The sequence below is a fragment of the Mesorhizobium loti genome (assembly GCA_014189435.1).
GTDB classification, from domain to species: domain Bacteria; phylum Pseudomonadota; class Alphaproteobacteria; order Rhizobiales; family Rhizobiaceae; genus Mesorhizobium; species Mesorhizobium loti_G.
In genome coordinates, this window is record CP050293.1 from 4,378,502 (window position 1) to 4,402,741 (window position 24,240).

Consider the following 24,240-nt stretch of genomic DNA (forward strand, 5'->3'; position numbering starts at 1 on the left):
GCGCATCAGCGCTTTCCCTTTGGAATTGCGTCAAAACAAAGAGTTAATCAGTCGCCCCAGCAGTTCTTGAGGCCCCATTCGGTGTCCTTGGAGTCGATCCCTTCAACCGGCTTGTCGGTGATCAGGAACGAACCCGTATTGACGAACCCGCTCGGCTTCTTGCCGCTGGCCGCATAGTCGACGACCGCGTCGACACCCATCGCCGCCATCTTGTAGGGGAACTGCATGACCGTCGCGGCGATCTTGCCGGCCTTGACGTCGCGAACGCCGGCGCAACCGCCGTCGATCGAGGTCAGCATGACATCGGCTTCCTTGCCGAAAGATTTCAATGCCGCGTAGCCGCCGGCGGCGGCTGGTTCGTTGATGGTGTAGACCGCATTGATCTCGCTGTTCTTGGAGAGCAGGTTTTCCATGCCGACCTGGCCCTTGTCCTGCGCGCCATTGGTGATGGCCGAGCCGGCAATGGCCGGATCGCCTTCGGCAAGTCCGAAGCCCTTCAGATATCCATTGTGCCGGAACGTATCGACCGTACCGCCAGGCGTTCCATCGAGCATCGCCAGCACCGGCTTCTTGTCACCGAGCGCCTTGCGGGCATAGGCGCCCTGCTGCACGCCGGCCTCGAAATTGTCCGTGGCAAAGGTGGCGTCGACCGCATCGGCGGGATCGGTCGCCGTATCGAGCGCGATCACGAGGACCCCTGCATCGCGCGCCTTCTTGATGATACCCAGCATGCCGGTCGAGTTGTTCGGCGTCACCAGTATGCCTTTGGCGCCGGCGCTGATCAGATCCTCGATCGCTGTGACCTGGCCTTCATTGTCGCCGTCGAACTTGCCGGCACGGGCGATCAACTTGACGCCCTTGGCCTTGGCCTCCGCTTCGGCAGCCTGACGCATTTTCACAAAGAACGGGTTGACCTCCGTCTTGGTGACGAGGCCGACAATGACTTCCTCAGCCGAGGCATGGCCGGTCACTGCAAAAGCGGTCCCGAAGAACACAAGGCCCGCAACGGCTGATTTCACGATGGTTCCGGATTTGGTGCCGGTCGACATAGGCAAAGTGGACATGAACTCCTCCCAAGTTGTTGAACCTTTCTCCTCAAAGGCTCGCCGAGTTACGCATACGTTTTGCATATAGTCAAACATTATATCTACGATTATGTATGTTTTTATACATAATCGTAGATATAAGTCGCGCCTCAGTCGTGCTCTGCATGACAAGGATAGCGGTTCCGCAAAAGAGATCGACGAGGTTGGCAATCGCCCTTGTTCAGGCCACCGATTTCGTTTCTTCCTCCGGCCGGTCGAGCGACGCCGCCCTGTTGAGATCGTGCATGGCGTTGCGCACGGCCTGGTTGTCGCTGAGCTGCCGATAATTCTTGTAAAGGGACCGGTAGGCGGCCGCGTTTTCGTGGCGGGGGTGATAGGGGGTGAAGGTGCGCGCGCCGAACCGGGCCGTGCCTTCGGCGAAGCCGCTCACCAGTTCGGCCGCGACCGCGCCATGAACAGCCGCGCCGACGGCCGTTGCATGGGCAATGCTTGGAACCTCCACGACGCGCCCCAGCACGTCGGCCATGATCTGCACCAGCAATGGATTGTTCTGGGCCAGCCCGCTCGTCAGGATGACGCGGTTGATGGCAAAATCGCCGGCCTCGAAGAGGTCGACCACCGTGCGAGCGCCAAAACACAGCGACTCGATCAGTGCGCGGTAGATGCCGACGCCGGTGGTTTCGGTGGTGAGACCGAGAAGCAGGCCGCTGAGGTTTGAATCCGCGAGTGGCACCCGGTTGCCGTTCCACCAGTCGAGCGCCACGAGATGGTTGGCGCCGGGTTCGAGCCCGGCTGCCTCGCGGTTGTAGACACGGAAACTTTCCGCCTCGTCCGCGCCACGCGGAAAGGCCTTCACGAACCAGGCAAGCGTGTCGCCAAACCCGGCCTGCCCGGCCTCGTAGCACCAGAGATCGCGAACCGATCCATCCTTGGCCACACCTTCGATGCCGGGCGGCAGTGGACGGAACTGTTCGTTCAAAAAGAGATAGACCGCCGACGTTCCGAGCGCGCCGACGAGACAGCCGGACGACACGGCCCCAACCGCCGGCAGCACGACGTGTGAATCGATGACCGCCACCGCTACGATGGCGCGGCCGCTGATCCCGGTGCGCGTCCGCCATGCCTCAGACAGGCCTCCAGCGGGGGTGCCGATACGGTGCGGCACCGACAGCCTTTCGGAAAGACCGGGCACGATCCCCGGCGGATAGCCTTCGGCCTCGGAATACTGGGCCTTGTAGGCCGCGAAACCCAGGCTGCGCATTTCGCGGCCGGTCAACTGCCAGACAAGCCAATCGCCGGACTCGATGAACCTGCCGGCGGCGCTCCAGATGTGCGGTGCTTCGTCCGCGATCTGGGCGGCTTTCGGAAGCAACCATTCCCCCGAAAGCTTGCCGCCGAAATTGCGCAGAAAAGTTCCGCCACGACGGTTGATCGCGTCCGCATAGGGCTGCGCGGCGCGATGTTTCCACAGCTTGACATAGGCATGGGGCTCGCCGGGGTGAAGTTGGGAAAGGGCCGTGCCATCGGTGGTGGTCGGCATCGGCGAGCTTGCCGAGAAGCCAAGCCCGATCGACTCGATGACCCGTCCGCGCCCCAGCACACCGAGGATTTCTTCCGCGGCATCGAGATAGTCGGCGGCGTTTTGCAACGCCCATGACCGTGGCAAGGGCGTGCCGTCAGGAAGGTTTTGCGTCATGACGTCATGGCGATAGGCATGCGTGTGGCTGCCGATCTGCTCGCCGGTTGCGGCGTCGAGCAGGACGCCGCGAGCTGACCCGGTGCCGTAATCCAGTCCGATGACGTAGGTTGCGGTCATCTCGCCTGCTGCTTTCCCAATTCCGGCGACACAGCGCGGCGGTGTTTCTCGAGCGCCCTATGAACCGCCTTCTCGACCGCCTCGACGGTCAGGTGGAAATGCTCATAGAGCATCTCGGCCGGGGCCGATTCCCCAAACTGGTCGATGCCGACGCATTCGCCTTCGAGGCCTACATATTTGCGCCAATAATCGGTGACGCCGGCTTCGACGGAGACGCGGGGAACGCCCCATGGCAGCACCTCGGCCTTGTAGCCGTCATCCTGCCGGTCGAAAGCACTGGTGCACGGCATCGACACCACGCGAACCTGAACCCCTCGCTTTGCAAGTTGCTCGCGGGCACCGACAGCGAGCGACACTTCGGAACCGGTCGCGATGATGACCGCGTCCAGCCAGCCGTCTTCACCGCGCAGCACATATCCGCCCCTGCGCACCGCTTGAACCTGGGCTTGGTCGCGCGGCTGAAACGGCAGGTTCTGGCGGCTAAGCGCAAGACTTGTCGGCGTCGCCACCTGCTCCAGCGCAACCTGCCAGGCAACCGCCGTTTCAACGGTGTCGCATGGTCGCCATACGTCCATGTTGGGCATCAGCCGGAGCGTAGCCAACTGCTCGACCGGCTGATGCGTCGGACCGTCCTGTCCGAGCGCGATGGAATCGTGGGTAAAGACATAGATGGCGCCGAGCTTCATCAGCGCCGCCATCCGCAGCGCGTTGCGCGCGTATTCCGAAAACATCAGGAACGTGCCGCCGAAGGGACGAAACCCGCCATGGGCCATCAGGCCGTTCATGATCGCGGCCATTCCGAATTCGCGCACGCCGTAATAGATGTAGTTGCCGCCCGAGACGGAGGTGATCGGTTCGGCCCCCTTCCAAAGCGTGAGGTTCGAACTGGCGAGATCCGCCGAACCGCCGATCAGTTCGGGAAGGAAGCCGGAAAGGGCCTGGATGGCGTTCTGACTTGCCTTGCGTGTCGCCAGCGTTTCGGCCTTTTCGACGGTTTGCGCAACGAACGCATCCGCCTTGGCGGCGAAGGCCGCGGGAAGGTCGTGCGAGGATCGCCGCTCGAACTCCGCCGCTTCATTGGGATAGGCCTCGCGGTACGTCTCGAAGCGGCGGCGCCAGGCCGCCTCCGACCCAGCCCCCTTGAACGAGGCGTTCCACGCCTCGCCAATCTCTCTTGGGACGTCAAACGGCGCATGCGGCCAATCGAGCGCCAGTCGAGCCCCGCCGACCTCGTCGGCGCCCAGCGGAGATCCATGGCAATCGTGACTGCCCGCCTTCGTCGGTGCTCCCTTGCCGATCGTGGTCTTGCAGCAGATCAGCGTCGGGCGGGTTGCATGCGCCTTTGCCGCTGATATCGCCTTGTCGACTGCCTCGACATCGTGCCCGTCCACATCGGCAATGACCTGCCAGCCATAGGCCTCGAACCGCTTCGGCGTATCGTCCGAAAACCAGCCCTCGACATGGCCGTCGATGGAAATGCCGTTGTCGTCGTAGAGCACGATCAGCTTGCCCAGCCCTAGCGTTCCGGCAAGCGAGCACGCCTCATGCGAAATGCCTTCCATCAGGCAGCCGTCGCCTGCCAGGACAAAGGTATGGTGGTCGACAATGTCGTGTCCGGGTCGGTTGAACGCGGCGGCCAGCGTCTTTTCGGCGATTGCCATGCCGACAGCATTTGCGAGGCCTTGCCCGAGCGGCCCGGTCGTAACTTCAACTCCCGGCGTATAGCCGAATTCGGGATGGCCCGGCGTCCTGCTGCCAAGCTGCCTAAACTGCCGCAGATCGTCGATCGAAACATCGTATCCTGTGAGATGGAGCACGCTGTAGAGCAGCATCGAGCCGTGGCCATTGCTGAGCACAACGCGGTCGCGATCGGTCCAGGCTGGATTGGATGGGTTGTGACGAAGATGCCGGTGCCAGAGCGCGACTGCGATCTCGGCCATGCCCATCGGCATGCCTGGGTGGCCGGACTTGGCGTTCTCGACCGCGTCCATTGACAGCGCGCGAATGGCATTCGCCAGGAGTTCCGGGCGGGCGAAATCCTTTTGCGCTGACAACATGTGAGATTCCGTCGATCGAGTGACGGAGAAACATCTGAAACAGCGCGGATCGATCCACGCTGGTTCATCCGTTCCTCCCGGACGACATCCTCTTAGTCATCGATATATCTTTAAGTCAACGTATTATTGCATATTTTTGTACAAAAGTTATGTCGCTTTCTTGCGGACACGCCTTTATCTCCCCAGGGTTTATGGCTAAATCTCAGGGCGAACGGGGACGTGCGGAATGGTCAGGACAAATGGTACGGCGGAGCATCCCGCCCTTGCTAACAGCGGTGAAATTCTCTCGCTGATCGCCACCGGCGCCGCCACGTCCCGGTCGGCGTTGCTCGACGCGTCGGGATTGTCACGCGTGACGGTCACGCAGCGCCTGAACGCGCTGATCGACTCAGGCCTGATCCGCGAGACGGCGCGCACCATGCCGAGCGGCGGGAGGCCGACGCGCGTGCTTGGGATCAATGAACGGGCGGGTTTCTTTCTCGTCGCCAATATCGGCGAAACCTACATCCATCTTGCCGCCATGGACCTCGAACCCGCTATCATCTCGCAAAGCACAATACCGTTCAACGCGTCGGACGGACCGGCGGCTTCCCTCGAGCAGATTGCCGACGGGTTCGACATCCTCGCGGCGAAGGCCCGGACCAGCCATGGCTCGCTCTTTGGGGTCAGCCTCAGCATGCCCACGCCGGTCGATTTCAAGCGCGGCCGCGTCGTCGGTCCTTCGGTGCTTCACGGGTGGGACGAATTCGACATCATCAGCTGGCTGCGCCGTCGCTTCGACGTGCCGATCTATGTCGAAAATGACGTGAACCTCATGGCGATCCATGAGCATCGCCAGAACTTCCCGCATGTGGATGATATGTTCTTCATCAAGGCGGGAACGGGTATCGGCAGCGGCATCATCGCAGGCGGCAAGATCTTTCGTGGCGCTCAGGGCGCGGCCGGCGACATCGGCCATATCCAGTTCAACTCCGAGAACGCGCCCTTGTGCCGCTGTGGCAAACTCGGTTGTGTCGAAGCCCGCGCCGGCGGCTGGGCGATTGCCCGGGATCTCTCGAGCAAAGGCTTCAAGGCGGAGAACGCGCGCGATGTCATTTCCCTCGTCGAAATGCAGAAGCCGGAAGCCCTGATGCTGCTGCGCAGCGCTGGGCGGGTGATCGGCGAAGTCGCCTCCGATGTCGTCAGTATTCTCAACCCAAACCTGATCGTGGTGGGCGGCACCCTCGCCAAGGGTGGAGAGTTTCTGTTGTCGGGTATCCGCGAACTCGTCTACCAGCGATGCCTTCCACTTGCCACGCGCGAGTTGCAGATCGTGCTTGCCAACCCGCAGAAGGACAGTGCCCTTTTTGGCGCTGCCTACCTGGCGCTTGAGGATATCTTCAGCCTCGGGAAAGTGGAGGAACTCATAGATCGGCTTGCCATCGACCGCGCCAATCCGCTTTCACAAAGCAGCACGATTTCCGGATGACGCTGTTTCAGGTGACGCCCATGATCATAGCGACAAGATCTTTCTGAACGCCCTGGCGAACAGTCATCTCGCCGACACTTCGGCCTTGCCGCATGACGACAGCACGATCCGCCACGCGCACGACGTGGTCCATGTTGTGGCTTACGATGATGACGGACAGGCCCCGTTCCGGCAGACGTCTTACCATCGTCAATATCTCGTCGGATTCGCGCACACCAAGTGCCGCCGTAGGTTCATCCAGAATGACCACCCGGCGGGCGAACGCCACCGCCCGTGCAACCGCCACAGCCTGACGCTGGCCGCCCGACATCAGTCCGATCTCCTGGGAAGGTGAGACATGGCTGACGCTCAGCGCGCTGGCATGCTGCCGCCACTGTCGCTGCTCTTGTCCGGCGGAAAGGAAGCCCAGCGGACCGAGCCAGCGTGGCCACGTCTGCTCGCGTCCGATCAGGAAGTTGTCGGATACGGTCAGATTGTCGAAAACAGCAAGATCCTGAAATACAGTCTCGATGCCCGATGCACGCGCGTCGGCGGGCGAACGCAGCCGCAGTGGGCGTCCGTCAAGCTCGATGTCACCGGAATCCAGCGTTACGATGCCGGTGATCGCCTTGATGAGTGTCGACTTTCCGGCGCCGTTGTCGCCGAGCAAGGCAACAATCTCGCCCTCATGGAGGTCAAGCGACGCGCCAGCCAGCGCTGTCACGAAGCCGTAGGCCTTGCGCGCGTCCCGCACCGAAAGAACCAGACGCGCATCGGAGGCCGCGTTGGAAATGCTGTCTGGCGAGGCGACACTCATTGGCTCACCTGTCTCGCGCGCAGCGTTCGAATGCGGGTCTCGATGTGTTTGCGCAAGACATCGAGCTCAAGTGCCAGCAGGATGCCGATGCCGATTGCCACCGACGACCAGAACGGAGAGACGTCGAGTTGCTGGAGGCCGCTGCGGATGGTGGCGATGATGAGCGCGCCGAACAGCACATTGGTGATGCTGCCGCGACCACCGAAGAGACTCGCCCCGCCGACAACCACCGCCGTGATAGCGTCCAGTTCGTAGCCGATGCCGGAAAGAGGCGACGCCGACCCGGTCCGACCGTGATACAGCATGCCTGCGATGCCCGCAGTGGTACCACAGATGGCATAGGCGCTCATGATCAGCCTGTCGCGCGGAAGACCAACCCATTGTGCGACATCTGGATTGCCGCCCACTGCATAGAGCCAGCGGCCCCATTGCGTACGCCGCAAAATGAGCCAGAACAGCCCGGCAAGAACCAGGACCATCAACGCGCCGGCAGGTATGCCCAGCACCTTGCCGTTTGCCAGCCAATGCACGGCAGGCGAGACACCCACGAGCGTGTTGCCGCCACTGATGAGCAAGGCGACACCGGCAACAATGCCAAGCATGGCCACGGTGACCACAAGAGGCTGCGGAATGCCGCCCTTGACGATGAGGAAGCCGTTGATCAGTCCTACAATCAGGCCAACAAGCGGATAGATGACCAGCGCAACCGAGCTGGGCTGATCGACACCGGTCAACGTGGCCACCGTTACGACACTCAGCGCTATGACGCTGCCGACGGAAACATCGACGCCGCGAACCAGGATCACGAGGAATTGCCCCAGGCCCAAGGCGCAGACAATCGCGCTTTGGGCCAGGAGATTCTGAAGATTGCGCACCGATATGAAATGCGGGGCAAGCAGGCCGAATGCCACGACCAGGGTTACGAGAATTATGATCGGCCCGGCCTGCAGAAGCCATAGCAGGACGGAGAGGTGGTCGCGGCGTCCTGCCGCCGTGTCGGACGACTTCCCCGCATTGTCGACATGCGCTTCCATCGGTGGCGCTATTTCACGACGTCATCAACATTGCCGGCCACCACGTCAGAGACCGTCTTCAGCATGCCACCGGCATTCTCCGAGGTCTGGACAGGCTGCGCCGGCACCACCACGAGCTTTTCAACGCTTTTACCGCGCACCAGGTCAGCGGTGGTGTCCGTGGCTGTTCTGGCGATCACCTCGAACGGGTAAGGCACCGTGAACTTCCAGTTCTTGCTGCCGCGGCGATCGCCTTGAGCGCGTACTCCTGACCGCCGACTGAACCTACGATGACATTGGAGCCGGCGGCCTCGAGCGCCTGCAGCGTTCCCTGTGCCGAGACGTCAAAGATGTCGTAAATGCCGACCAGATTTGGATGCGCGTTCAACATGCCTTCGGCGATCGTACGCGATTTCTCGGGATCGCAACGGGCGTCGCCCTCGGCAACTATGCTGAACTTCGTACCCTTCAACGCGTCCTTGAAAGCATTGATGAACGCATCGGTATCCGCCAGGCCGGCAATACAGCGGATGACGCCAATCTCGCCTCCCGCAGGGAGCTGTTTGGCAAATTCCTGCACCACTGCCTTCTCGGCCCCGACCGGATCATAATTCACCTGCGCGGTCAGGTCATCGATCGGCGGTGGCGCGCCGTCGAAGGACAGCACCTTGATGCCTTGCTTGGTGGCATCGTTGAGCGCGCTTACCAGTTCCTTGGAGGTGGCGCCGGTGTTGACGCCGATAACCTTGTAGCCTTCAGCGGGAGCGTTGACGATTTCCTGAATGAAGAAATTGACGTCGCCGCGCGAGGTGCCCGATTTGACGTCGATCTGGACATCTTCAATCCTGTCCGCCCGGCCTTTGGCAACGTTGTACTGGCGAACATAGGCTTGATCGCCGAGGTACGAAAAGAGCATCAGCCCCTTGGGCTTGTCCCCTGCAAAAGCGCTAAAGGCGACGCAGCAGCCTGCTGCCGCAAGCAAGGTCGCGACGGAAGCGCGCAAAACCAGCTTCGATTTCATTTTTATATCTCCTCCCTGAGTGTCGAGGCCTCTTCCCGATGTCAGCCTCCATCTGACGATAGGTCATCTCACTCAATATGTCTATCTTCATCTAAATTTCAGGGTTATTTTGTTTATTTTTAAACATAACATGACACCGGCGGGCCGAGGCATGGCCGGCCACGGGCGCCCGTCCAACAGAAGGAGAGGCAGACCTGCCCTGGTTTCCCGATTGGACCGGTGGTGCGGTAAAGCAGGACGACTTCCGACTGGGAGTAGGAGCTTTAGCGCATGTGTTGGATGCACTTGGACGCAATCATCCGACCAATGGGAATGGCCGAAGTCGCCGCCGGTGACGGAGCGTTTCCAACGTGCAGGCTGCGCGGCGTCTGTGCGAACAGGAAATCGTGCACGGCCTCGCCAGATGCCGTAACCGCTTGCGCACGGATGCCGGCCGGGTAAGGCGTCAGGTCCGCGAGTTCAAGCGTCGGACAGTATTTCCTGCACTCTTCCAGATAACCACGCTTCGAAAGCGAATTGGCAAGCTCGTGCGCCGCATGGCGCCGATGCCGCATCACAAGCTTCCAGAATCCCGGAAAACCGATCATGTCGGCCGCGTCGCGGGCATTGATGGAAAATTTCGGATAGCCCTCCCGGGACAGGCCGAGCACCGCATTGGGACCGAGCGTCACCGATCCGTCGATCATGCGCGTGAGATGGATTCCGAGGAACGGCAGGTCGGGGTCCGGCACCGGATAGATGAGATGGCTGACAATCCGGTTGAGCCTTGGCGGCAGGCGGAAATATTCGCCCCGGAACGGCACGATCCTGTAGGAAATATCCGCGCCTGCCATGCGCGCCAGCCGGTCGGACTGGAGCCCAGCGCAGCAGACGAGTTGTCGCGCCTGCCAGCTCCCGCCTCTGGAGCCGATCTCGACGACCGAGCCGGTCTCCTTGATCCGGGTGACCGTTTCGCCGAAATGGATGGTCGCGCCGGCGGCCTGCAGGAGCGACAGCATTTTCCGGCAGATTTCCCGGTAGTCGACGATCGCCGTCTCCGGGCTGAGCAAGGCACCAACGCCGGCAATTTGCGGCTCCAGTTCCCTCAGCTCGGATTCTCCCACCCGCCGCAAATTGAGTCCGTTCGACGTCGCCCGTTCATGCAGCGCGTCGGCGCGGGTCATTTCAAGCGCGTTGGTCGCGACGATCAGCTTGCCGCAGGTGTCGTAGCGTATCGCATGCTCGTCGCAGAACTCCTTGGTCGCGCGTGCCCCCTCGATGCAAAGCCGCGCCTTGAGACTGCCCGGCACATAGTAGATTCCGGCGTGGATGACACCGCTATTATGCCCCGTCTGATGCTTGCCGACTGTATCCTCCTTCTCGAGCAGAAGCAGGCTGGCCTGGGGGCGAAGCGCCAGCAATTCCCTGGCCGTGGCAAGTCCGACGATACCGCCACCGATCACGCAGAAGTCGTAGATCAATCAAGCCTCCTGACCGATTCAGCTTCCCGCGGGCTGCGGTCCGAAGAGATTGGTGACGATCAGCAGCCCTTCCGCCAGCCGCACGACGGTCGCATTGCATACTCCACGGAACCTCTCCATCACAATCTGTCGCCGAGTTAACCTTTGATCGCCCCAGCGGTCATGGATCCCGATATCTGCCGATACATCACAAGACCCAGCAATGCCGGCGGCAAGGCGCCCAGTATCATGACCGCGGAAGCGGTTCCCCATTTTACGCCACCGCCACTCGCGGCGAAAAAGAAGGACGCGCCGACCGTCATCGGGACGGCACGACTGGTTGTCAGCATGAGGCCGAAGAGGAATTCGTTCCAGGCGGTGATGAAGCCGAAGATGAAGGTTGTGACTAGCGCCGGGCGGATGACCGGCCGGACGATCATCATCATCACCTGCAAGGAGCTTGCGCCATCGACTTTCGCGGCCTCGTCGAGTTCGACCGGCACATCGGAAATCGCGTTCACCAGGATGACGAGCGCAAGCGGCGCGTTGACGATCGTCAGGATGAGCCCGAGCCCGATCCGTGTATCGAGCAGGCCCAGCCACTGGTACATCATGTAAAGCGGGATCGCGAAGATGATCAGCGGCACGGCGCGAAGGTTGATGACGATCGGCAGGACCAAGCGCTTTCCCGCCTCGCTGCGCGCGATCGCATAGGCAGCCGGGAACGCGAGCACGATCGCAAGGCCGGTTCCGATCAGCGCCGCCACGGTGCTGTTCAGCAGATAGGCATAGATGTTGAAGCGGCTGGTCTGCGTCAGGACCTCCAGATAGTTGTCGAGCGTCGGCTGGCTGATCCACAAACCGGGGTTCGTCGAAAGCTCGCGCTGGCTTTTGAGCGATGTGATCAGCGTCACGACAATGGGGAAATTCATCGCCAGCACGGCGATGGCAAGAACGACCCAGCGCAGAGCCCTGACCATCGTCAACCCTTCCTGCGGCCGGCAAGCCGGTTAAGGCCGTGGAGAATGATGAACGAAGCTAGAAACAGGACAACCGAGGCGGCGACCGCCTTGCCGATGGCGCCTTCCTTGAAGAAGGCCTGGTAGATGTAGATCGACAAGGAGGTCGTCGAGCCGCCAGCGCCACTGCCGGTCAGCGCATAGACATTATCGAACACCCGGAAACCGTCGATGAAACGGATGAAAAACGCGATGACCAGCGTCGGCTTCATCAACGGCAGGTCGATCCACCGGACGATCTCAAGCGGTGATGCGCCGTCGAGCGAGGAGGCTTCGCGCACGTCGAGCGGTATGGCCGAATAGGCCATGTAGAAGAGCAGGAAGGCGAAAGGCGTCCATTGCAGCGTTTCCACGACGACAAGAGTGCGGAAGGCATTGTTGATGTCGAGGAAGGCCGGGCTGTCGCCGAACCATTCGAAGAGATAGTAGGGGACGGGACCTGCGAATTCATGCAGCACCAGCCGGTACATGAGACCGACCATGGCCGGAGCGACCATCAGCGGCAGCATCAACGGCGCCATCAGGACTGGACGCTTGCTCAGAAGCGGCGCCAGGAAGATGGCAAGGAAAAGACCGATCAGACATTCGGCCAACGCGGTCAAAAGACCGAAGCGCAGAGAGAACCAGGCCGAGCTCCAGAATTCCCGGTCGTTCAACACCGCGACGTAGTTGCCAAAACCGCTCAACACCGGACTGCGCAGCGTCTCGAATGTAACGGTCGAAACGGAATAGATCAGATTGACGATCGCCGGAAAGCCGAGGAACAGAAGCAGGAAGCCGACCAGCGGCGTCAGATACATCCTGCCTTCGGCACGTGTCACAAGGGCCATATCGATCCGCCAAACGCGCCGGACGCCGGGCCTCGACCCGGCGTCCGGCCAATGATCATTTCTTGAGGAGGTCCTGCATGCCCGCCTTGGTGTGGGCGAGTGCATCCTCGAGGCTCTGCTGGCCGGACCAGTAGCCGGTGAACTCCTTTGCCTGCAGCTCATAGACCGGGAGCGCACTCGCGGACGTCGCCCCGGTCATGACATAGCCGTACTTGCTGGCGAATTCGCCGAGCTTGACGAGGTCGGGACGTTCCTTCGCAACCTTGGCGACGACATCGGGAGACAATGCCGGCGAACCGCCGCTGCGCGCATAGAGCAAGGCCGCATCCTCGGTGGCGAGCCACTTCAGGAACTTGACGGCGCCTTCCTTGTTCTTGGCGTTCTTGTTGAGGCCCAAACCAAGGCCGTGGATATGATCGGCGCGTCCGTCGGGACCTGCCGGCGGCGCGACGATCCCGGTCACCTCGGCGACGGCCGGGGATTTTTCGGTGCTGGTCAGATCCGCCGCCGCGGCGTTCCACTGCAGCGCTGTCGCGGCCTGGCCGGATGCGAAGGCCGCGTTGGTTTCCGCGTATTCGTAGCTCAGCGAATCCTTGGGCGACGAACCGGCATCATAGAGCTTCTTGTAGAGCTCGAGGCCGGTCCGGTAGGCATCGGAATCCACCGTGACATTGCCGTCCTTGTCCATCCAGTCGCCGCTGTAGGAGCGCGGCAGCGACTGGAAGACCATCATGTTGAACAGCAGGTTCTTCATCTGCAGGACCGTGCCGTAACGCACCGGGCTGTCGGGGTTCACCTGCTTGGTAAAATAGAGGGCGGTGGCTGCCCAGTCGTCCCAGGTCCAGCTGTCCGGGTCTTTCGGCTGCAGCGGCTTGCCGAGATATTTCTGGGCGATTTCACCATAGGTCTTCTTGGCGGCGTCATCCTTCATCAGAGCGTCGATGAGATCCTTGCGGTAGTACATGAAGTGCAGCGAAAGGTCGGTCGGCACGCCGTATTGCTTGCCGTCGAACTGCATCGTCTTGAGAACGGATTCGCCGAAAACCTTGGCCGCGTCCGCGCCAAGATCGACCGGCTCCATATAGGGCGCGTAGCGACCGAGCGAGTAGGTGGCGACGAGGTTCACGTCGAAGGCACTGGATCCGGCCGCCATGTCGGCCTGCAGCTTGTCGTAAAAGCCTTCGCGGTTGAAGAACAGCAGCTCCACCTTGTCGGCATCGCCTGCCTGCTTGTTGTAGGTTTCCACGGTTGCCCGCAGTGCGGTTTCCTCGGAGCCGCCGGGCCAGCCGAGCACGGTCACGGTTGCGTTGGCAAAGGTCGGCAAAGCCGTCCCCGTAAGGAGGGTGGCTATAACCGCGAAAGACGTCCTGTTCAGTCTCATGATCGTTCCCTTCTTTTTTGATGATTTTTGCATGGCATGACTGCGTGGCGCCGTTACCTTGCCCATTCGGCAAGGTCGGCAACGCCGATGACGCCGGCGTGGCCTGCAAGCTTCGCCGCCACAAGATCGGAGGAAAGGCGCGGCGGAACCTCGCCCAGATGCGCGCGCACCCGGTCGAGATAGCCCTCGGCAAGACCGATACTGCCGCCGATGACGATCGATTTCGGATCGAACATCATCTGAATGTCCCGGCACAGCGTCGCGACCCGCGAGGCGCTCCGCGAGACGATGGCGTCGGCCCAGGCCTCGCCCTTCAGCGCACGCCCGAACACATCGGCGGCATCGGCCTTGAAGCCGGCCTTGAGCGCCTGCGAAGCGATCCAGCGGCCGGAGGTGCTGTCTTCGAGCGGGGCCCGGTCTTCCGACAAACCACGGATCAGACCGAAGTGACCGGCAAGACCGGACAGCAATCGGCCATTGCAAACGATGCCGCCGCCAATTCCGGTCGAGATGGTCAGAAAGACGATGTCGCGCCCCTGCCCGGCGCCGAATTTGTATTCGCCCCAGGCGGCCGCCTGGGCATCGTTGAACGCACAGACCGGCTTGCCGAAAACAGCGGATGCCCTTTCGACCAGCGGGTAGCCATCGGGAATGCCAAGGGTTGCCGGATTCAATGCCGACCAGCGTCCATCCTCTACCAGTCCGGTCACGGCGATGCCGATGCGACGGAAGCGGCCGGACCAGGCCGACGTGCTTTGCGCCAGGGATGCCAGCCAGGCGTCGGGTCCAGCCTCTCGCGCGGTCGGCACGATCATGTCCTCGATCACCGTGCCGCCGCTGACCAGCGCGGCCATGGTCTTGGTTCCCCCGATGTCGATGCCCAGCACGGTTGGGCCCAGGACGGTTAGGCCCAAGACGGTTGAGCCAAGCACGGTTTGCGTGCCTCTCGCCGCATAGGCATCGGAAATCGCCTGGTGGAACCATGAGGTGACATGCTCGGTACGGGTAATCGCCGAGCCGACAACCACGGCACAGGCGCCGGCGCGCGCGGCGGCAGCCGCCTGCTCCGGCGACCGGATACGGCCTTCGGCGATGACGTAGGGGGTCAAGGTTCGCATTTGAGCGATGAGGGCGATATCCGGATCCTCCGGCTCTGGCCCGCCGACATAGCCGGAAAGCGTCGTGCCGACGAAATCGACACCCGCGGCAAGGGCCCGGCGCGCATCGTCAAGGCAAGAGCAATCGGCCATGGTCAGCTTGTTCCTGGCCTTGACGGCTTTAACAAGCGCTTCGACCGGAACGGGACGGACGCGGTCCGTCGCATCGAAAGCGATGATATCGGCGCCCGCCTCGGCCAAGGCCTCGACATCGGCCAGATAGGGTGTGATGCGCACGGGGCTGTCGGTGAGATCGCGTTTGACGATACCGATGATCGGCGCGCGTACGGCCAGGCGGGCGGCCGCCACATAGGGTACGGATTCGATGCGCAACGCCTTGGCTCCGGCTTCAAGAGCGGCCTTGGCAAAGCCTGTCACGAATTGCGCACTGTCCATCGGGCCGCCGGGAACCGGCTGGCAGGACACGATGAGACTGTTGGCGATATCTTCTCGCTGCACGTCAGGCACTCCCCTGTCGCCATCACGATAAATGGAAAATACCAGATTACAACCAGTTCATAACTGGTATTATCTCTGCAGCTCGAAGACGAAATCGTAGACGTCGCCCTTGTAGCGTGTTTCGCAGTATTCCACGATCTGTCCGTCGGCGAGAAAGCAGCGGCGCTCGGTCATCAGCAGCGGTGCGCCCGCCTCGCATTGAAGGTGTCTTGCATCCTCCAGCGACGCGCCGCGCGAGCGCATGCGCTGGATTGCCCTCTGAGGCAGGAAGCCGCGTGCATCAAGCGCTTCGTAAAGGGAATCCTGAACCATCTCGGGCGAAGGAAGGAAGCGAACCGGCACGGCCGAAACCTCGACGGCGATTGGCGCGCCATCGGCTGTCCGCACACGACGCATGCGAACCACATTGGTATTGCCCGCAATACCCAGGGCCATCATTTCGGCAGGGGATGGACGGCTTATCTGCTTGGAAAGCCATAGACATCCAGGCTTCAGGCCGCGCGCCAGAATATCCTCCGAAAAGCTCGTCAGCGTCGAAAGCGATTTTTCGACCCGCGACCCGATCTCGGTCTTGGAACCATGCCGGCGATTGAGCTGCCCTTCGGCTTCGAGCAACGCCAGGGCTTTTCTCACGGTGACACGCGAGATCGACAGGGCTTCCGCCAGAACCCGCTCGCCCGGAAGAACCGCGCCGGCTTTCAAAGCATTGGAACGGATCGCTGCCTCGATCGCCGATTTCAACCGTCTGTAAAGCGGCACATCGGACGCCGTCGCTTCCATTTCCCGACTGACAAGCCCGATCAGGTTGTCGGTTGCCATTGCCCTTCCTCCCGCGCGATAAGCACCCAGGATCAAAATATTCCCGACTGGACCTATACTGGTATTATCATTCCGGTGCAAACGGCCCGCGGACGGTGCTTCGCGCGCACCCTCAGCGCACCACGATCCCTCAGCGAACCCGTGGTGACAGCTTCATGGAGATGCGATCGCAGGCAGCGCGCAGGACCTCCAGAGTATAGGCATGGCGGCTTTCACGCGTATGGCGATTGATATAGGCGACGATAATGGAGGCAACGGCGCTGCCGTCCGGTCCGATGACCGGACAGCAGATATCGGTGATCCCGACGAAGTCACGGCTCTCGCGCATCCAGTAGCCGTCCGCGCGGATGATACGAAGCTGCTTTTCCAGCGCGTCACGATCCAGCGGCACCGGGGAATTCGCCGCACTTTCATCGATCATCCGCGCCGCGACCTTTGGCGGCTGGAAGGCAAGAATCACATGGCCGGAGGTCGCGTCGGTGGCCAGGCGGCCGTATCCCAGGCGCAGCGTGAACGCCATGTCCTCACCGCCGGGGACGGCCGCGGTCACGACGGTCAAGCCATGATTGAAGACGACCAGGTGCGGCGACTGATTTGAGTCCCCGGCAATCCGCGTCAGCTCGGGCATGGCGGCGGACATGAGATCCTGGGCGCTCGGCGTGTGCAGCCCCAGCTTGAAAAGCTTGTCGGTCAACGAATAGGCGTCGGTCTCGGCGTTGCGCTCGATATATTGACGCTCCTGCAGCGCGATCAGCATCCGGAATATCTCATTTTTCGAACGGCCGAGGCCTTCCGCGATCTCCTTCATCGTCAAGGGCGCCCTCGCCTCCGCCAGCAACTCCAGGACATCGAGGCCCTTGGTCAGCGCCGGGGCCGAATAGGTCGGTTTGCCACTCTCTTTTGCGTCATCTGCCATTCGAAGAATCCCCGGTGGTCCACACACGATAGAGGCAAGAAATCGGAATTGCCATTGGTTTTATATCCAAACTTGACACCATATATAAAACTGACATGATGCCCGAGATGATGAATTTCGAGGCCGAACCGATGACCGTACCGAGACCTGCCAACACAGCGCGCCGGACGATAAGCCCTCGGCCCAACAGCGTTTACACGTCGGTCGATTTCGAGCGCGAGGGCAAGCAGATCGGCTTCTTTCATGTGCCTCAATCGCCGCATGACGATGCCTGGGGCACAGTCCGCGTTCCGCTCGCCGTCATCAAGAACGGCGACGGTCCGACGGTCCTGATCGAGGGGGGCAACCACGGCGATGAATATGAGGGTCCGATCGCGCTCGGCGAGCTTCTGCGCGAGATCGATCCGCGCGATATTGCCGGACGCATCATCGCGATCCCGGCCATCAACATTCGGGCTGTCGAGGCCGGCACCCGCACCTCCCCGGTCGACGGGTTGAATTTCAACCGCAGTTTTCCGGGCGATTTCAACGGCACGCTGACAAGCCAGATCGCGGCCTATGTGCATGACATCCTGTTTCCGATGGCCGACTACTTCCTGGATCTCCATTCCGGCGGTTCGTCCCTGATGATCCTGCCGAGCGCGATCATCGAACCGTCCCCGACCGCGCAGGGACATCGCAAGAACATCAAGGCGACGCTCGCCTTCGGGGCGCCGACCGTTGTCATGGTCGACAATCTCGGTGAAACCCGCACCTCGACCGCGTCCGCCAACCAACAGGGGCTGATCGTCATCGGCAGTGAGATGGCCGGCGGCGGCCTTGTCAGTCAGGATGCGCTGGCCATCTGCCGCAGGGGCATCCGCAATGTGCTGAAACATGCAGGCGTCCTGAAAGGCGCGCCTGACATTGCCCCTGGCGCCAACGCACGCGTGCTCAAGGTGCCCGGAAGCGAAGGCTATCTGCTTTCCGAGGAGGACGGTGTCTTCGAGCCCTTGAGCCCGCTCGGCAGTGCCGTCAGCAAGGGTGACCTTGCCGGACGCATTCACTTTCTCCACACGCCGTCACGCGCGCCCATCGATCTCCTTCACCCTATCGACGGCATCGTTTTCGCCAAGCGTCAGCCCGGCCGCGTGCGTCCGGGGAATTGCTGCTTCGTGCTTGCCAACGAATACCCTGAGGCACTGACCGATGGGCCATGAGGACATCGAAGCGGCTGCCCGACGCATTGCCCCCTTCATACGGCGCACCCCGGTCGTCAAGCTCGACCATGCCACGGGCGCAAACCTTCAAAATGATGTCTATTTGAAACTCGAATGCCTCCAGGTGAGCGGCTCCTTCAAGATCCGGGGCGCCACGAACCGGGTGAAAACGCTCGAGCCGAGCCGGATCGAAAACGGACTGGTCGCCGCATCCGGCGGCAATCACGGCCTGGCGACCGCCTATGTGGCTGCCCAGGCCGGCGTTCCCGCCACCATCTACCTGCCGAACAATGCAAGCCCGCTGAAGGCGGAAAAGTTGCGCAAATGGGGCGCTGACGTTCGCTTCGCAGGCAAGGTCTGGGATGAAGCGCATGAGGCGGCATTGGCCGAGGCAAAGGCGTGCGGCGCCTTCTACATGCATCCCTTCGCCGATGCGCAGATCGTGTCCGGTCAGGGAACCGTGGCGCTGGAGATGGTCGATCAGATTCCCGATGCGGACATCTACATCGTCGCGATCGGCGGGGGCGGCCTCATCAGCGGCATGTCCGAAGTCCTGAAGCACGTCAAACCTGAAGCCAGGATCATTGGTGTCGAGCCGACCGGTTCACCGACCCTTCACGCCTCCCTGGCTGCCGGCCGTGTCGTTCGCTTGCCCGAGATAACGACGAAGGTGGCGACCATGGCCTGCGGCCGCACGGACGAAAGCATCTACGCGATCGTCGCCAAGCACGTCGACGACATCGTCCTCGTCGAGGATGCCGACATGCAGAAGGCCGCTGAATTGCTCTGGTTCGAATTCGGCATTGCCGCCGACCTCAGCGGCGCGGCGTCGCTGGCCGCGTTGATGAGCGGAGCTTTCAAGCCACCGCGCGGCGCCCGCATCGCCGGGCTTGTCTGCGGCGCCGGTGTCGAAGGCCTGAACGGCTGAGGTTGAGAAAGGCCGGTCCACGCAGGACGCGGCCGTGACATGGATACGGCACGAGTGCCGCGGAATACCGCCGGAATGGCTGTCGCTGGGACGGTCGTCGTGCGGGACATGAAAAAGAGGCGAAGAATCGCCCTGTCGCAACAAGAGGAGAACTGAAACATGCGCATTTCCTTGAAAGCATCTGTTGCTCTGCTCGCACTCGCCATCGCGACGCCCTCGCTTGCCGCGGAAAAGGTTCTGGGGCTCGCGGCAATCGACCTGCAAAACTCCTTCTTCGTCCGCATGAAGGAAGCGGGCGACGTGGCTGCTGCCGACTATGGGGTGAAATCCACCTGGCAGAGCGCCGAGGGCAGTCTGGAAAAACAGGTCAGCATCATCGAGAATTTCATCAATCAGGGTGTCAGCGCGATCCTGATCGATCCGATCGACAAGAATGCGGTCATTCCGGTCATCCAGAAAGCCACTGCTGCCGGCATTCCGGTGATCACCATGGGCAACAAGGTCGAGGCCGGCTCGAACTACTCGACGCTCTATCCGGACTACGACAACATGTCGATGGTTGCCCGCGCACTCGGCAAGTCGCTTGGCGGCAAGGGCGAAGTCGCTCTGCTCGTCGGTTCGCGCGGCAACTTCGTGTCCGACACGCGCGAAAAGGGCTTTGTCGAAACCCTGAAAAAGGAGTTTCCGGACATCAAGGTCGTCGGTATCGAGCCGACCGGCTGGGACGCAGCCAAGGCAACGAATGCCGCCCAGACATGGCTCACCACCTATCCGGATCTGAAGGCCATCGGCTGCATCTCCGACAGCCTTTGCCTGGCAGCCGATTCCGTTGCCAGCTCGATGGGAACCCAGCTGCTCTACGGCGGCTATGACGGCGACGCCGAGATGAAGCCGCTGATCGACGACGGCAAGATGGTGATGGACGTGCTGACCGGCGCCTATCGTGTCGGCTACTGGAACATCGCCGTTGCCGCTCGCCTGGCCAAGGGAGAAAAGCTGCCGCAGGATCTCTTCATGCCGACCTATTTCGTGACCTCGGATGCGACGGCGGCGAAGCTCAAGGCGGATGGCCTCACCTTCGAATACATCAACACCGACAAAGAGGCGGTGGAAGCCAAGAACTATACCGAACAACTCGGTCCCAAGGTTCCGGCGACCGCCATGACCCTGGCAAAGTAACAGCCTAAAGCGGCTCAAGCGCCGGATGACGTATCATCCGGCGTCCCCTTTTCCTGACGATCGCCGTCGCCGCTTCCGCGGTGACCGCGCATGATGCTCGATAAGAGGACCGACCCATGTTCCAGTCCTGGACCTCTCCGTTTCCGCGGCGCAACGAACCGGTTCTCATCGCGGTGCTGCTGGTCGCCATCGCCGTCTTCGGCTGGATCGATCCGCGCTTTCTGTCGACCGGCAATCTTGTCAGCATCGCGCAGCAGAGTGCGGTCATCGCCCTCATCTCTTTTGCCATGACGGCCGTGATCATCGCGCGCGGCATCGACATTTCCGTTGGCAGCAACCTTGCCTGTTCCGGCATCGCCGCGGGCCTTGCCTACACGGCAACCGGCTCGGCGAGCCTGAGCCTTCTCGCCGCGATCGGTGGCGGTGCCGCGATCGGTCTGCTCAATGGAGCGCTGATCGGCTTTGCCGGCATCTCCCCCTTCATCGCGACGCTCGCCACCATGGCGTTTGCGCGCGGCCTGGCGCTCAGTCTCTCCGGCGCATCCAGCATCGCGGTCGCCGATCCGGTCCTGCTTTTCGCGGGACGCGAGACAATCGGCCTCCTGCCGGTCTCCGTCATCATCGCCGCCATCTGCCTGGGCCTCTGGTGGTTCGTGCTCAATCGCACGGTGTACGGGCGCTGGATCTATGCGATCGGCGGCAATGCGGGAGCGGCGCGAGCCTCCCTGGTTCCCGTCGACCTCGTGCGCATCTCCGTCTACCTGATTGCCGGTGCGACAGCCGGGCTCGGCGCGATCCTCACCATCGGCCGCCTTGGTTCGGCACAGCCGCTTGCCGGCACCGGCCTTGAATTTACAGCCATCACAGCCGCGATCATCGGCGGCACGAAACTGTCCGGCGGCCAGGGCTCCATCTGGGGAACGGCAATCGGGGCGCTGCTGCTGGGCGTCATCAACACCGGCCTGTCCTTCCTGCAGGTGCCGCAGATCCTGATCTATTTCGTGACCGCCAGCCTCATTCTGGTGGCTGTTCTCACCAGCCAGCCGGAGAGTGTTGCCGCCCTGTTCAAGACAAGTGGCCGCAAGTCCATCCCCTCACCTCGCAACAGTGCCGCGACACCGGTCGGCAAACACAGCATCGCGTTGCGCGGCGTCGGCAAGTCTTTTCCGGGCGTCAAGGCACTCGACGGTGTCAGCTTTGCCATCTCGGCTGGCGAGGTGGTGGGACTTGCAGGCGAGAACGGGGCGGGGAAATCAACGCTGGTGAAGTGCATCTCCGGTCTGCATCGCCCGGACGAGGGAGAGATCGTCATCGACGGCGATGCCGTCCAGTTCCACTCCCCCAGCGACGCCAAGGGTATCAGCGTCATCCATCAGCATTTCAGCCTTTCGCCGGACCTGACGGTGGCGGAGAATCTTTTCATCGGCCGCGAACCGCACACCCGTCTGGGATTTCTCGACCGGGCCCGGATGCGGCGCGATGCGAAAGCCATCATGGACGAGCTGTCGCTCGATATCGACATTGCCGCGGAGCTGCGAACGCTTTCCGTCGGGCGCCAGCAGATGGTGGAAATTGCCCGTGCCGTTTTGTCCGATGCCTGGTTCTTCATCATGGACGAGCCCACCAGCGCGCTCTCCAATCGCGAACGCGACCAACTCTACGACCTGATCGACAGACTGAGAGCCCGCGGCGCCGGCATCCTCTACATCTCCCACAAGATGGAAGAGATCTTCAGCCAGTGCGACCGCGTGGTCGTTCTGCGTGACGGGCGCTTCATCGGCGAGCGGCAGACCCGCCAGACCAACGAGGCCGAGATCGTCTCGATGATGGTCGGGCGCGATGTCGGCGACATCTTCCCCTATCTCGAAACAAAGATCGGCGAAACCGCCATCGAAATCAGCAACATCTCCAACGGCAAGCTCTTGAAGTCGGCCACGCTCAGCGTGCGCAGGGGCGAGATCGTCGCGCTCGCCGGCCTGATGGGCAGCGGCCGCTCCGAGGTGCTCAGGCTGATTGCCGGCCTCGAGACAATGCATGGCGGCACGATCACAATTTTCGGCGCGCAGCAGGCCGGCGGGGATACCAAGGCCGCCAATCGCGCCGGCATCGTCTACATACCGGAAGACCGGCACCTGGAAGGCTTCGTCGGCACGATGTCGATCAGAGACAACCTGTCTCTCGCCTGGATCCGCGACAACAGTTACTTCGGCCTGCTGAGACCTCGCCGCATCCTGGCACTCGCCAGCGATCTCATCGGCTCACTCGGCGTGCGGCCGGCCCAGCCCGACAAGATGACCATCGAGCTTTCGGGCGGCAATCAGCAGAAGGTCGTCATCGGCAAATGGCTTGCCACCAGGCCGAAGATCATCCTGCTCGACGAGCCGACGCGCGGCGTCGACGTTGGAGCAAAGTCCGAACTCCATCACCTGATCGCGAAATTGAAGGCCGAGGGCGCGGCGATCCTCATGGTGTCGAGCGAGTTGCCCGAGGTTCTCGGCGTTGCCGACCGCATCGTCGTCATGCGCGAAGGCCATTCTGTCTGCACGCTGGCGCGAGGGGCGACGGAAGAAGATGTGATGACGCACGCCTTCGGTGATCGCAAGATCGCGCCACCCGCCAGCACGGCCCCGGCCAACATCCAGCCTTGCACCATGCCTGTAGGGAGAGCCCTTTGAGCAAACTGAGGATCGCAATTGTCGGCGCCGGCTACATGGGCCTCCTGCATGCGCAGGTGGTTGCCGCCAGCCCTGTCGCGGAACTGTCGGCATTCGTTGATCCAAATGCCGCCACGGGAAGCAAGGCCGCGTCCGATTTCGGTGCCCGGCACTTCCGCGATGCCGCCGCCGCGCTGACTGCCAATGCAGCCGACGCCTATATCGTGGCCGCGCCCGACACGCTGCATGAAGACGTCTGCCGCACGCTGCTCGATGCCGGAAAGCCGGTGCTGCTCGAAAAACCGATGGCTCATGATCTTTCCGCTGCCAAGGCGATTGCGAAGGCGGCGGAGAGGAACGGCGCACGCCTGTTGGTCGGCCACATCCTGCGGTTCGACCCGCGCTATTGCGAAGCCGCGGCAGCGGTAAAATCCGGGCGGATCGGCGAGCCGATCCACGGCAGCAGCGGCCGTTTCACCAATCGCGAAGTCGGTCTTCGCATGAAAGGAAAGTCGAGCGTCTGCTTCTACCTCGGCGTGCACGACGTGGATGCGCTGCAATGGATCTCGGGTTCGGACATCATCGCCGTCTACTCCCGCCCGGTCGCCAAGCTCATGCCTTCGCTCGGGGTTCGATCCGAAGATGCGATCTTCTCCACCGTCGAGCTGTCGAACGGAATGAGCGGACAGCTCTACTTCGGCTGGACGCTGCCACCGACCGTTCCGACCGGCATCTGGGCGCGCACGGAAATCATCGGCACCGAGGGCATGATCGACCTCGACGTGCGCGACCACGGTCTGCGCATCCTGTCGCGGGGACAGTGGTCGCAACCCGACGCCCTGCACTGGCCAACCGTCAATGGCCGTATCACCGGGGATCTCTTCGAGGAGGTCCACCATTTCATTTCGGCGGTTCGCGACGACACCCCCTTCGTGATGCCGGTCGACGATGCCCTGCGCGCCGTCGCCGTCAACGATGCAATCCTGCGCAGCGTCAGATCAGGCCTGCGCGAACCGGTCGAAGACTGGCACATCCGATGAGAG

At 62.0% G+C, this 24,240-nt stretch carries 20 protein-coding genes; 6 read left to right on the forward strand and 14 right to left on the reverse strand.

Annotated features, from left to right (window positions below; all coding sequences use genetic code 11):
- Nucleotides 1-47: 47 nt before the first annotated feature.
- The 3 genes from HB777_21330 to tkt all read right to left on the reverse strand — a co-directional run bounded on the left by HB777_21330 (nt 48) and on the right by tkt (nt 4,919).
- A complete protein-coding gene (locus HB777_21330; protein ID QND68854.1) occupies nt 48-995 on the reverse strand; it encodes a sugar ABC transporter substrate-binding protein in 948 nt (315 codons plus the stop codon).
- A 271-nt stretch (nt 996-1,266) separates the two neighbouring features.
- On the reverse strand, nt 1,267-2,862 hold the full coding sequence (locus tag HB777_21335) for a carbohydrate kinase (protein ID QND66205.1): 1,596 nt from the start codon (nt 2,860-2,862) through the stop codon (nt 1,267-1,269).
- Nucleotides 2,859-4,919, reverse strand: a complete 2,061-nt coding sequence (gene tkt, locus HB777_21340) for a transketolase (protein QND66206.1) — start codon at nt 4,917-4,919, stop codon at nt 2,859-2,861. The genes HB777_21335 and tkt overlap by 4 nt, the downstream gene beginning before the upstream one ends.
- A gap of 226 nt (nt 4,920-5,145) precedes the next feature.
- Here tkt and HB777_21345 point away from each other — a divergent pair, with 226 nt between their 5' ends.
- The gene (locus tag HB777_21345) at nt 5,146-6,387 is read left to right on the forward strand and encodes an ROK family transcriptional regulator (protein ID QND66207.1); all 1,242 of its coding nucleotides are present in this window, start codon (nt 5,146-5,148) and stop codon (nt 6,385-6,387) included.
- Nucleotides 6,388-6,394: 7 nt separating this feature from the next.
- Here HB777_21345 and HB777_21350 read toward each other — a convergent pair whose 3' ends face one another.
- The 11 genes from HB777_21350 to HB777_21400 all read right to left on the reverse strand — a co-directional run bounded on the left by HB777_21350 (nt 6,395) and on the right by HB777_21400 (nt 17,237).
- Nucleotides 6,395-7,183 (reverse strand): sugar ABC transporter ATP-binding protein, encoded by a 789-nt coding sequence (locus HB777_21350; GenBank protein QND66208.1) that lies wholly within the window; start codon nt 7,181-7,183, stop codon nt 6,395-6,397.
- Complete coding sequence (locus HB777_21355; GenBank protein QND66209.1) at nt 7,180-8,217, reverse strand: ABC transporter permease; 1,038 nt, start codon at nt 8,215-8,217, stop codon at nt 7,180-7,182. Before HB777_21355 ends, HB777_21350 begins: the two co-directional genes overlap by 4 nt.
- An 8-nt stretch (nt 8,218-8,225) precedes the next feature.
- A complete protein-coding gene (locus HB777_21360; GenBank protein QND66210.1) occupies nt 8,226-8,414 on the reverse strand; it encodes a hypothetical protein in 189 nt (62 codons plus the stop codon).
- Nucleotides 8,393-9,217 carry a sugar ABC transporter substrate-binding protein gene (locus tag HB777_21365; protein ID QND66211.1) on the reverse strand — a complete coding sequence of 275 codons (825 nt, stop codon included), beginning with the start codon at nt 9,215-9,217 and terminating at the stop codon, nt 8,393-8,395. Before HB777_21365 ends, HB777_21360 begins: the two co-directional genes overlap by 22 nt.
- A gap of 263 nt (nt 9,218-9,480) precedes the next feature.
- Complete coding sequence (lhgO, locus tag HB777_21370) at nt 9,481-10,677, reverse strand: L-2-hydroxyglutarate oxidase (GenBank protein ID QND66212.1); 1,197 nt, start codon at nt 10,675-10,677, stop codon at nt 9,481-9,483.
- Between the two features lie 137 nt (nt 10,678-10,814).
- Nucleotides 10,815-11,636: a carbohydrate ABC transporter permease gene (locus HB777_21375; GenBank protein ID QND66213.1), complete on the reverse strand. Its 822-nt coding sequence runs from the start codon at nt 11,634-11,636 to the stop codon at nt 10,815-10,817.
- Between the two features lie 2 nt (nt 11,637-11,638).
- Nucleotides 11,639-12,505 carry a sugar ABC transporter permease gene (locus tag HB777_21380; GenBank protein ID QND66214.1) on the reverse strand — a complete coding sequence of 289 codons (867 nt, stop codon included), beginning with the start codon at nt 12,503-12,505 and terminating at the stop codon, nt 11,639-11,641.
- Between the two features lie 55 nt (nt 12,506-12,560).
- Nucleotides 12,561-13,886: a sugar ABC transporter substrate-binding protein gene (locus HB777_21385; protein QND66215.1), complete on the reverse strand. Its 1,326-nt coding sequence runs from the start codon at nt 13,884-13,886 to the stop codon at nt 12,561-12,563.
- A gap of 53 nt (nt 13,887-13,939) precedes the next feature.
- A complete protein-coding gene (locus HB777_21390; GenBank protein QND66216.1) occupies nt 13,940-15,502 on the reverse strand; it encodes a putative N-acetylmannosamine-6-phosphate 2-epimerase in 1,563 nt (520 codons plus the stop codon).
- Nucleotides 15,503-15,571: 69 nt separating this feature from the next.
- Nucleotides 15,572-16,321 carry a GntR family transcriptional regulator gene (locus tag HB777_21395; GenBank protein QND66217.1) on the reverse strand — a complete coding sequence of 250 codons (750 nt, stop codon included), beginning with the start codon at nt 16,319-16,321 and terminating at the stop codon, nt 15,572-15,574.
- A 130-nt stretch (nt 16,322-16,451) separates the two neighbouring features.
- On the reverse strand, nt 16,452-17,237 hold the full coding sequence (locus HB777_21400) for an IclR family transcriptional regulator (GenBank protein ID QND66218.1): 786 nt from the start codon (nt 17,235-17,237) through the stop codon (nt 16,452-16,454).
- Nucleotides 17,238-17,368: 131 nt separating this feature from the next.
- Here HB777_21400 and HB777_21405 point away from each other — a divergent pair, with 131 nt between their 5' ends.
- From HB777_21405 to HB777_21425, 5 genes are all read left to right on the forward strand, one after another.
- Nucleotides 17,369-18,436: a succinylglutamate desuccinylase gene (locus HB777_21405; protein ID QND68855.1), complete on the forward strand. Its 1,068-nt coding sequence runs from the start codon at nt 17,369-17,371 to the stop codon at nt 18,434-18,436.
- On the forward strand, nt 18,426-19,364 hold the full coding sequence (locus tag HB777_21410; protein QND66219.1) for a threonine/serine dehydratase: 939 nt from the start codon (nt 18,426-18,428) through the stop codon (nt 19,362-19,364). Before HB777_21405 ends, HB777_21410 begins: the two co-directional genes overlap by 11 nt.
- A 159-nt stretch (nt 19,365-19,523) precedes the next feature.
- Nucleotides 19,524-20,543, forward strand: coding sequence for a substrate-binding domain-containing protein (locus HB777_21415; GenBank protein QND66220.1), 1,020 nt, complete (start codon nt 19,524-19,526; stop codon nt 20,541-20,543).
- 116 nt (nt 20,544-20,659) lie between these two features.
- Nucleotides 20,660-23,218 (forward strand): ATP-binding cassette domain-containing protein, encoded by a 2,559-nt coding sequence (locus HB777_21420; GenBank protein ID QND66221.1) that lies wholly within the window; start codon nt 20,660-20,662, stop codon nt 23,216-23,218.
- Nucleotides 23,215-24,237, forward strand: coding sequence for a Gfo/Idh/MocA family oxidoreductase (locus tag HB777_21425; GenBank protein ID QND66222.1), 1,023 nt, complete (start codon nt 23,215-23,217; stop codon nt 24,235-24,237). Before HB777_21420 ends, HB777_21425 begins: the two co-directional genes overlap by 4 nt.
- The last annotated feature ends 3 nt before the right edge of the window (nt 24,238-24,240 follow it).

Coding starts and splice junctions, on each gene's coding strand:
- HB777_21335 (QND66205.1), bottom strand. CDS start 2,862: ATGACCGCAACCTACGTCATCGGACTGGATTACGGCACCGGGTCAGCT.
- tkt (QND66206.1), bottom strand. CDS start 4,919: ATGTTGTCAGCGCAAAAGGATTTCGCCCGCCCGGAACTCCTGGCGAAT.
- HB777_21345 (QND66207.1), top strand. CDS start 5,146: ATGGTCAGGACAAATGGTACGGCGGAGCATCCCGCCCTTGCTAACAGC.
- HB777_21350 (QND66208.1), bottom strand. CDS start 7,183: ATGAGTGTCGCCTCGCCAGACAGCATTTCCAACGCGGCCTCCGATGCG.
- HB777_21355 (QND66209.1), bottom strand. CDS start 8,217: ATGGAAGCGCATGTCGACAATGCGGGGAAGTCGTCCGACACGGCGGCA.
- HB777_21365 (QND66211.1), bottom strand. CDS start 9,217: ATGAAATCGAAGCTGGTTTTGCGCGCTTCCGTCGCGACCTTGCTTGCG.
- HB777_21375 (QND66213.1), bottom strand. CDS start 11,636: ATGGTCAGGGCTCTGCGCTGGGTCGTTCTTGCCATCGCCGTGCTGGCG.
- HB777_21380 (QND66214.1), bottom strand. CDS start 12,505: ATGGCCCTTGTGACACGTGCCGAAGGCAGGATGTATCTGACGCCGCTG.
- HB777_21385 (QND66215.1), bottom strand. CDS start 13,886: ATGAGACTGAACAGGACGTCTTTCGCGGTTATAGCCACCCTCCTTACG.
- HB777_21395 (QND66217.1), bottom strand. CDS start 16,321: ATGGCAACCGACAACCTGATCGGGCTTGTCAGTCGGGAAATGGAAGCG.
- HB777_21400 (QND66218.1), bottom strand. CDS start 17,237: ATGGCAGATGACGCAAAAGAGAGTGGCAAACCGACCTATTCGGCCCCG.
- HB777_21405 (QND68855.1), top strand. CDS start 17,369: ATGACCGTACCGAGACCTGCCAACACAGCGCGCCGGACGATAAGCCCT.
- HB777_21410 (QND66219.1), top strand. CDS start 18,426: ATGGGCCATGAGGACATCGAAGCGGCTGCCCGACGCATTGCCCCCTTC.
- HB777_21415 (QND66220.1), top strand. CDS start 19,524: ATGCGCATTTCCTTGAAAGCATCTGTTGCTCTGCTCGCACTCGCCATC.
- HB777_21420 (QND66221.1), top strand. CDS start 20,660: ATGTTCCAGTCCTGGACCTCTCCGTTTCCGCGGCGCAACGAACCGGTT.